Below are 7,669 nucleotides of genomic sequence, written 5' to 3' on the forward strand. Positions count from 1 at the left end.
TTGCAAGGCCTGGCGCACGCCACCCGACGAACGGCAGCATCTGGCCGACGAATGACCGCTGGCCGGGCACAGCCGCCACCGGTGCCCGCCAACACCCGCCGTCGCCAGTGGCGGGTGCAAGCACCAACGCCCGCCGCCGCCGGCGCCCGCACAGCCGCCACCAACACCCGCCGCCGGCGTTCGCCGCAGCCGCCAGCACTCGCGCCCGCCAACACCCGCCGCCAGCGCCGCCGCGCACAAGCAACGCGCGCAAACAATCTGCAAACATCGCATCACCCATACAACCATTATAGGCGCATCACACCCCCTCAACACGAACAAAACCTCGCACTTCCCAACCCAAAAAACTCAACTCCATGAACTAACAACAAATTGCATCCGACGAACGGTAAAACATTTTTTTATGCGCCAAAAACACACTTCGCCCGACAAAAATGTTTGTATAATGCCGCTCACTTCGTCCGGCCCAAAGCCCCGAACAATGCAAACCGCAATGAACGAAATGTCATCCCAGGGCGCGCAAAAGCGCATTGACTTTCTCGGCAGATGGTCGCTGGCGTTTTTTGCCGTACTCATCGTGCTGGCCGGCTGGATTGGCAACCGCATCAATGCCGGGCAGTTCGGTATAATGTTTCAGGTCGGTGTTGGCGGCGCCGTGGCGGTTGCTGCTGTCTGCGGAATCCTTACTTGGGCTACGCACAAACGCATTCAACGACTGGAGGAATCTAAAAATGAATGAACGAGAAATCATCGAATACGCAGTCTCCTTTCTTCTTGCCTTCCTGATCTGCGGAATCGGCGTATTCATCATACTCCTGCCGCAGATTGACCGCTTGGTGGAAAAGTGGAAAAAAAGACGCACCTGAAATGACTGAAGAAATCTTCGCATACATCGCATTTGGCGTGCTCGTCATCAGCGCTTGCTTATTCGCCCTTAGCATTCTGTTCCTGCCACAGATTGACCGCTTGGTGGAAAAGTGGAAAAAAAGGCGCGCCTGAGCAATGAATGAACCGGACATCATCGGACATGCAGTCGCCTCTCTTCTTGTTTTTCTGCTTTGCGGAATCGGCGTTTTCGTTATGTTCCTGCCACAAATTGACCGCCTGGTGGAAAAATGGAAAAAAGGCGCGCCTGAGCAATGACTGAATCAGAAGTTACCCAAGACATAGCCGCCATTCTTCTTGGCGTCTTGTTTTGCGGAGTCATCCTTTTCATCACTTTCCTGCCACAAATTGACCGCCTGGTGGAAAAGTGGAGAAACAAACCCCGCCTCATCATCCCGAATTACACCAGGCCGCGCGGCAAAGACCATTCCCCCTGACAGCCCGGCTGCCGTGGAAAAGGGGGATGACATGCCAAAATCCGCGATACATATAGACGAGTGAAAGCCCACAGAACCCCCACACCAGCCCCCGGCGTGGCTTTGGTGAGACGGGGGCTTCGGGCGGTGCGGCTTGCTTGTGGTGGCCGGGTGCTGATATAATCGCCGCGCGGCGGGACAGAAGAAATTGATGATGCAGCCTCTCATTCTCAGCGGCCCCGGCACTGCACGCGGCGCCATTTTGCACGGTGTCCGGCGGCCCTCGCGCGGCGTCGGTCTTTGTGTTGCGTCTGCCGGCGTGTTCGCCCGCACTGCCCGCACCGCCCGCACTGCCCGCACTGCCCGCACCGCCCGCACCACCACCCACCCCGCGCAGCGCGCGCTCCGCACACTGCATACCCACATCCTCGCCACCCTGCTGTTAACCGCATTGCTTGCCATTGGCGGTGAAGTGCGGGCGCAGACTTCCGGCATTGCCTTTACCGGGCCGGGCACTGTTGACGAAGGCGCCACCGCCACCTACACCTTTGCGCTGACGCTGCCGACCGGCACCACGCTGGCCGACGCCGTCACCATTAATTACGCGGTAACCGCCACCGGCGTCAGCGGGCGGGCGGCGGCGCTGGCCGACATCAGCACCGGGCACAGCGGTTCGGTCACCTTCACCGCCGGCGCCGCCGGCGGCGCCATGCAGACCATCCGTCTGCCCATCACCGACGACAACCTCAACGAGGGCACCGAGACCTTCGTCGTGCAACTGCAAGGCGGTTCAAGCGCTGCCCCCGTCAGCCCGATGTCCATCACAACAGCCATCGGCCCCGATGATGATGATGCGATCGTCTTCAGGATTCAGCCCCGGACTAACTCCGTGAACAGTTGCAGCGGCGCTGACCCGAATATCCGGGTGGGGGGAGGGTTACCCATTTGCCTGGAAGGCGGCACACAGGGCATCTCTCTTCAGCGCTTTCAGTGCCTCGGCGGCCGGGCCACCGACGAGGTCAGGCTTCCCTACACAACGGAGCGGTTCGGAGAAGTGAACGAGGAAGGGGTCTATTTCAGGTTCGGTTTGGATCCCGACCCCAGGTACAGCATTACCACAAACGCCCTCATCATGAGCGCCGAATATATCAACGACGGCACTCAGTGCGATAACCTCAGAAACGGCATGGGCATGATTTTCCCCGATGACAACTACAACGAAGGCTCGCAAACCGTCGTCATCCGCTTTGGCGAAGCCCCCGCCGAGAGCGCCGGCCCGGTCATCGTTCGCGGCCCCAATGAAGGCGACCCCCCCGGCGAATGGCGCATCACCCGGGCCGACAACGACCCCACCATCATCACCGCCACCGCCGCCGCGCTGCTGTTTGCCGAGGGCGGCGAGGCGACCTTTAACATTGAACTGGGCGGCGGCATCCGCATCGAGGATGTGCCGCTGCAATGGAGCGCCATCAGCGGCAGCGTGCCGACCACCCTCGCGCCCGAAGATTTCACCGACAGCGGCGGCGCCGCGCTGACGGCGTTTCCGTCGGGCACGCTGCTGCTGCGGCCCGACGACACAACCGGCGTTGTCACGCTGCGGCTGAACGACGACGCCGACACCGTGCGGGAGTCGTTCGCGCTGCAACTGTCGGTCGGCGACTCCGTCGCCGGTGAATACCGGTTCGCGCAAACCGAGGTGGCCGCCGCGATAGACGGCGAAGTCGCGCAAAGCGTGTCCATCGCCGCGCCGTCGCCGACGGCGGAAGGCTCCACCGCCACCGTCGTGCTGACGCTCGGCCTCAACGGCATCGCCACATTGGGCGGCGCGCTGGACATCAACTACCGCATTGAATCGCCCTCAACCGCCGCCGTCGCCAACCCGGCGGAACTGGCCGACATCAGCAGCGCCGTGCACACCGGCCAGGTCACCTTCGCCTCGGGCGCCGCGGACGGCACCACCGCCGCCATCTCGCTGCCCATCACCAATGACAACCTGAACGAGGGCACCGAAACCTTCGTCGTGCGGCTGCTGGACAACCTCGACGCCAACCTGCCCGTCAACCGCGTGATGGGCGACATCGCGCCGGACGCCGATGACACGCTTGTTATCACGGTGAACAGCCGGAATTTATCGTTTTTCCACGATGATCCGGAAGGGACGGAGAGCAACCCCGGTTCATTCGTATCCTGCACAGGAGGCGTGCCCACCGAGCCGGTCCGGTTCACCTATACGACGGAGCGGATTGGAGAGGCGAACGAGGATGCGCTCTATTTTCGTTTCTTCAGCCCAACGGGCTCTTCTTTTACCACGGACACCATCACCCTTAGCGTCGCCGCCTTCGGCTTGTCGCCCTGCGCCGGGGGCCTTGCCCTGCGGTCTCCGGATGACAACTACAACGAAGGCTCGCAAACCGTCATCATCCGCTTTGACGAATCCGTCGCCGAGAGCGCCGGCCCGGCCAGGGTTGTTCTGGACATCGGCTCTGCGAATACCAACCCCGGCGAGTGGACCATCATCCGGCAGGACAACGACCCGACCACCGTGCGCTTCATCCCCGACACGCCGCGCACCGGGTTTGACGAGAGCGCCGCGGCGGTGTTCAACATCGCGGTGTCCGGCGGCACGCTGGTCGAGACGATTCCGCTGCAATGGAGCGTCAGCACCGACGGCATCATCTCCGGCGCCGTGTCGGCCAACGACTTCACCGACGATGCCGGCAACGCGCTGACGGCGCTGCCGTCGGGCGTCGCGCCGCTTGAGCGCGGCACGAGCATGGGAACTGTCTCCATCACGCTGCCGCTGAACAGCAACGACGCCGCCGACGAATTCCGCGAGGCGTTCACCTTCTCGCTGTCCATCCCCTCGACGGCGCCCGGCGTCTATAACCTGATACCGCCGCCGGTGCGCGCCGCCATCGCCGGCCGCCACCGGCAGCGCATCACCGCCGAAACCACGGCGGCGGCTGAGGGCGCCACCGCATCCATCACGCTGACGCTGGACCTCGACAGCGCCGACCTTGCCGACACCCGAACCTCGCTGCCGGCCGGCATGGCCGTTACCTGGCTGGTGCTGCCCGGCCCCGAAGACAGCGCCAACCCGGCGGAACCGGCCGACATCAGCACCGCCGCGCGCACCGGCCAGGTTACCTTCGCCTCGGGCGCCGCAGACGGCGCCACCGCCGCCATCTCGCTGCCCATCGTCAACGACAACCTGAACGAGGGCACCGAGACTTGGACCGTCGTGCTGGACGGCGACGACGGCGCCACCGACACGCCGGAGGCGATCACGGCGGACATCGCCCTGGATCCGGCCGACGCGATAGTGGTTGAGTTCCCGACGGTGGATGTGGACAGTTTCATTGTAGGCATCACCGAGCAGCCGATTGCCGAAGGCATCCGGTTCTTCTCCGACACCCGGGACCGCCCCATCAACTTTACCGGCGGCCTGGCCACCGAAGACATCCGGTTTGCCTATACGCAGCGGCGGCAAGGGGAGGCGCTGACGGGCCAGAATTATTTCGGCGCTTTTGTTGCGGATATCAGCGGCGACTTCAGGACTGTCAATTTCGGCGCAAGCGCCTGTCCGGCCGGCGCCGCCGAGAGCGGCGACACGCTGTGCTTTTCCCTGACGCCGTTCTATATCAACGGCGGCAGCAGAAGCCCCGGTTTTGACTTCGCCATCCCGGTGCCCGACGACAACTTGAACGAAGGCCGCCAGACCATTGATTTCCGCTTCCGCGAGGCCGTCGCCGAAAGCGCCGGCCTGATCGAGGTGCGCGGCGGCCCGGTTCGCCTGATGTTCAACGACGACGACACCTCCACCATCACCCTCAGCGCCTCCACCACCGCCACCGCCGAGGGCGGCGTTGTGCGCATCACCGCCGAAGTCAGCGGCGGCATTCCGGGGCAGGATCTGCCGCTGGACTATGTCTTTGAAACGACGCTGTCGGCGGACGACTTCAACGACGCAAGCGGCGCCCCGCTGACCGCGCTCGACAACACGCTGACGGTGGCGGCGATGACCACCGCCGCCACGCTGACGCTGCGCCTGCGCGACGACAACCTCTACGAGCCGGACGAGACCCAATTCGCGCTGACCTTCACGCCCGGCGCCGATGTAACCGACGCCGCCACCCGCTACCCGTTCGCAGGCGGCGCCAACCGGTTTGTCATCGCCGTAACCGACAACGACGGCCCGCGCTATTCGCTCGGCGCGGCGCCGGCCACCGCCGCCGAGGGCGACAGCATCCGCTTCATCGCCCGGCTCACCAACGAGAACGGCGCCGCCGTCGCGCTGCAAACGCCGGTTACGCTCACCTACACCGCAACGCTCGGCGACGGCGAGGCCAACGCCACCGGCCTGCCCGATTTCAGAGACCCCGGCGGCGGCACGCTGGTGATTGCGGCCGGTGAGACCAGCGCGTCGTTCACGCTGCACCTCAACGAAGACGGCTTCGGCGAAAGCGCCGAGACGCTGACCGTCACGCTGACCGACGCCGAGCCGTCCGACATCACCGCCGGCGCGCCGCTCAGCGCCCAGGTGCAAATCGCCGCCAGCGAACAAACCGGCCCGCGCCTGATGCTCGACGGCCCCGAAACCATCGCCGAAGCCGCCGGCGGCGCCGGCGCGGGCGCCACCACCGCGACTTACACCGTAACCCTCGGCGGCTTCACCGCCGACACCACGGTTACCTGGCGCGTCGCCGGTGACGGCGCGCGCGCCGCAAGCGCCAACGACTTCAGCGGCGCGCTGACCGGCATGTTCGCCTACACCATCGCCGGCGGCGGCGGCTCGCAGACCTTCGAACTGCTCGCCGCCGCCGACGGCCTGAACGAGGGCGACGAAACCTTCACGATAGAACTCACCGCGCCGGGCGTGCCGATGTTGAGCCGCAGCGTAACGCTGACCGACAACGACGACGACACGACAACCATCACGCTGCGCGACACCGCCGTTACCGCCGCCGAGGGCGACATCATCACCGCGCACATTGACCTGTCCGGCGGCGAACGCACCGCGCCGGTTGAGGTGGACTACCGCGTGCCGACACCCGCCGGCGCCGGCAACGCCGCCGCCGCCGACTTTTCCAGCGCGATAGCGGGCCGCCTCACGCTGGCCGCCGCCACGACGATGGCCGAGGTGCGGGTGAGAACCGTCAACGACAACCTCAACGAAGGCGATGAAACCTTCCACATTGAGTTCACCGGCGCCGCCGGCGCGGGCCGCACCGTGTTCGGCGCGACGACGCGCACGCAAGTGACGCTGACCGACGACGACCCGACCACGCTGGCCATCGTGCAGGCGCCGGCAGGCGCGGTGGAAGAGGGCGCGTCGGCGGCTTTCCGCGTCGAGGCGTCGGGCGGCGTGCTGTTGGAGGCGGTGTCGCTGCGCTGGGGCGTCACCACCGCCACCGATGCAGCCATCAGCGCGCTGCCGGCGGACTTCGGTGACGGCAATGCATCGGAATACCCCGGCGGCGATGTCACCATCAACGCCGGCGAGCGGGCGTCGCCGGTGTTCACGGTGGCGCTGTTTGACGACGGCCTGAACGAGCGCGACGAACAATACAATGTGGAACTGGACGAGGTGGACGACGCGCGCTACCCGCGCCGCGCGCTGACCGGCGCCGTCATCACCGACAACGACCCCCTCGTCGTGTCATTTGTGTCGCCGCCGCCGCCCGGCACGCGGCTGGCCGAGGGTTCAACGCAAACCTTCACCATCGGCGTAACAGGCCCGGTGCAGGGCAGCAGCGCGCGCGTGGTGGCCACCTTCGGCAGTTCCGCAGGCGATGCCGACGCCGTTATCACCGCCGTCGGCGGGCAGGACCTGGCGGTGCCCGCGACCTCGCCGCTGACGCTGAATATCGCCGCCGCGCAGCAGACCTTCACGCTGCGGATAACCGACGACAACCTGAACGAGGGCGAAGAACGGCTGACGCTGGCGCTGTCGCAACCGACGGCGACCGGCGGCATTGAACTCGGCGCGGCGACGAGCGTTGAGGTGGTGATTGAACAAAGCGACCCGATCACGGCCACGCTGTCGGCCAACGCCGCGACGGTGCAGGAGAACAACAACGCCCGCTTCACGGTCACTTTGGACGGCGGCGCGGCATCGGATGTGACGGTTAATTACAACTTCACTGTCTTGCAGAACCACACATCGGGCGGCGTGTCGGCAACCGTTGAGCACCATCCCAGCCGCCCGGATGTCATTGACCGCGGCGTGGGCGCGGCCACCATCGCCGCCGGCGCGACGCGGGGCGCCATCGTGCTGAACATCCACCGCGACGGCTACGAGGAAAGCACCGAGACGCTGACGCTGACGCTGACGGGCATCACCGCCGCGGGCGCCGCCGGCCTCGGCG

The 7,669-nt window shown here is 65.4% G+C and carries 6 protein-coding genes; 5 read left to right on the forward strand and 1 reads right to left on the reverse strand.

Annotated features, from left to right (window positions below):
* Window positions 1-493: 493 nt before the first annotated feature.
* The 4 genes from OXU50_02375 to OXU50_02390 are packed head-to-tail and all read left to right on the forward strand — an operon-like array spanning window position 494 to window position 1,143.
* Entirely contained in the window at window positions 494-739 is a 246-nt protein-coding gene (locus tag OXU50_02375; protein ID MDD9868729.1) for a hypothetical protein, read from the forward strand.
* Window positions 732-866 (forward strand): hypothetical protein, encoded by a 135-nt coding sequence (locus OXU50_02380; protein ID MDD9868730.1) that lies wholly within the window; start codon window positions 732-734, stop codon window positions 864-866. Before OXU50_02375 ends, OXU50_02380 begins: the two co-directional genes overlap by 8 nt.
* Before the next feature lies 1 nt (window position 867).
* On the forward strand, window positions 868-999 hold the full coding sequence (locus OXU50_02385) for a hypothetical protein (GenBank protein ID MDD9868731.1): 132 nt from the start codon (window positions 868-870) through the stop codon (window positions 997-999).
* 3 nt (window positions 1,000-1,002) lie between these two features.
* Window positions 1,003-1,143 (forward strand): hypothetical protein, encoded by a 141-nt coding sequence (locus OXU50_02390; GenBank protein MDD9868732.1) that lies wholly within the window; start codon window positions 1,003-1,005, stop codon window positions 1,141-1,143.
* Window positions 1,144-1,148: 5 nt separating this feature from the next.
* Here the strand turns inward: OXU50_02390 and OXU50_02395 are convergent, their stop codons facing one another.
* The gene (locus tag OXU50_02395) at window positions 1,149-1,355 is read right to left on the reverse strand and encodes a hypothetical protein (protein ID MDD9868733.1); all 207 of its coding nucleotides are present in this window, start codon (window positions 1,353-1,355) and stop codon (window positions 1,149-1,151) included.
* Between the two features lie 397 nt (window positions 1,356-1,752).
* Here OXU50_02395 and OXU50_02400 point away from each other — a divergent pair.
* The coding region (locus OXU50_02400; GenBank protein ID MDD9868734.1) for a hypothetical protein at window positions 1,753-7,669 on the forward strand (5,917 nt) is incomplete at its 3' end.

Source organism: Gammaproteobacteria bacterium (genome assembly GCA_028817225.1).
Taxonomy (GTDB): Bacteria; Pseudomonadota; Gammaproteobacteria; order Poriferisulfidales; family Oxydemutatoraceae; genus Oxydemutator.